The sequence below is a fragment of the Microcystis sp. LE19-41.2A genome, from assembly GCF_027530405.1.
GTDB classification, from domain to species: Bacteria; Cyanobacteriota; Cyanobacteriia; order Cyanobacteriales; family Microcystaceae; genus Microcystis; species Microcystis aeruginosa.
In genome coordinates this window covers 1-1,488 of the sequence record NZ_JAPZQJ010000558.1, presented here as the reverse complement: position 1 = coordinate 1,488, position 1,488 = coordinate 1, and the positions used below count along the sequence as shown (strand labels likewise).

1 protein-coding gene is annotated in these 1,488 nt (G+C 43.0%); it reads left to right on the top strand.

All coding sequences use genetic code 11. The features are described 5' to 3' along the window. The first annotated feature begins 773 nt into the window (after nucleotides 1–773). Complete coding sequence (locus O9290_RS23500; RefSeq protein WP_002763860.1) at nucleotides 774–1,343, top strand: TIGR04376 family protein; 570 nt, start codon at nucleotides 774–776, stop codon at nucleotides 1,341–1,343. The last annotated feature ends 145 nt before the right edge of the window (nucleotides 1,344–1,488 follow it).

Sequence of the window (1,488 nt, the reverse complement as noted above, 5' to 3'; positions counted from 1 at the left end):
TTGTCCGAATGCTTCGCCCCTACAGGACGCGGGCCGATGAAGACGCAAGGTTTTGAACGACGATTCTCTCAAAATCTTGCACCTGTTTCGCTCGTAAAGCCCCAAAACCTTTACTTTGCCTACATTTCAAATTTATTCAGCCAACCCTACTTAGGGTTGGCTGAATAATGGTAAAACCCTTTTAAAATAAGGCTTTTGACCTGTTAAAATCCGATGTTCATGCTGCGAAAATCGGATTGGGACTCTCAAAAACCTGGCATTATCCTTCTTGTAGTACATAAGTTGGTACAAAAAGAGAGGGCAACAAAGCCTGAAACGACCGACGACCGGCTACTGACGACCGACTCCTAACCCCACCAACAAACTTTTTGCCGCAAACCCTAATTATAACCAGCTACTTAGTTTTATTATACGGGTTTCCCCCTGCCTAACCCACAACCGAATAACATTTTTGTACTACTTTTCCCAAATATATTTAGGGCTTGCTGAATAAATCTAAAAACCTTGTTGGATAAGGCTTTTAGACTTTTTTGACCTCAAAAAGTGCCGACCATTGGAGGGATCGGGGGTAAAATTCCTGGACTTTTTCCCTGAAAATTAGGTAACTGACTACCTCAAAATCGGTAAAACCCTACACCCCACACCCTGCCCCCAGGAAAAACTTTTTCAGCAGACCCCATTTAAATCTAGGGTTGATCTAGCCTATGCTAAAAAGAGGGGGATTAAAATCGATCGCTCCTAGACTTTAATTGCAAATTTAGGATACTGCACAGATGGGCAATCTATTTGATGATGTCAGTCGCTTTCTTGAAACCCAACTGGAAGAATTTCTCAGAAGTCATCCCCAATTAGAATTACAGGCGCTGGTGGAACAACTGCGCGAACAGGAGCGCGATACTGCTAAACTAATTAGCGCCCTAGAAAATGAGCGTCAACGTCTCGAACAGCAAATTTTGGCCACTGCCCAAGATATCCAAACTTGGCACGCTAGAATTGATAAGGCTAAGGCCGCTGGACGGCAGGACTTGCTTAAGGCTGCTAGTGAACGCGAGGCGGCCCTCTTCCGTCAGGGTAATCAACTTTGGGGACGGATGGAAGGGGTGAAAAAACGTCTGACTCAATCCCAAGAGTTACTGCAACAAGTCCAACAACGTCGTCAAGAAGTGCAAATTAAAGCCGAAAAAGCCCCTAAAAATCAGTCCCCTGACTGGGAAACCACTTTTTGGGATCAACCCCAAGAATCGGACTATCAGCGCTCAAACTACGATAATCTCGATCTAAAATTTAAAGAATGGGAAATGGAAGAAGAATTGAAAAAATTAAAGCGAGAAATGGGACGATAATTTTTCAGTGAGCAGTGAACAGTAAACAGTAAACAGTAAACAGTAAACAGTAAACTGATAACTGATAACTGATAACTGATAACTGAAATCCCCAACACCTAAAAATTCCCCAGAATTGTTCCTCTTAGAAAACGATGGCATCTCA

Coding starts and splice junctions, on each gene's coding strand:
- O9290_RS23500 (WP_002763860.1), top strand. CDS start 774: ATGGGCAATCTATTTGATGATGTCAGTCGCTTTCTTGAAACCCAACTG.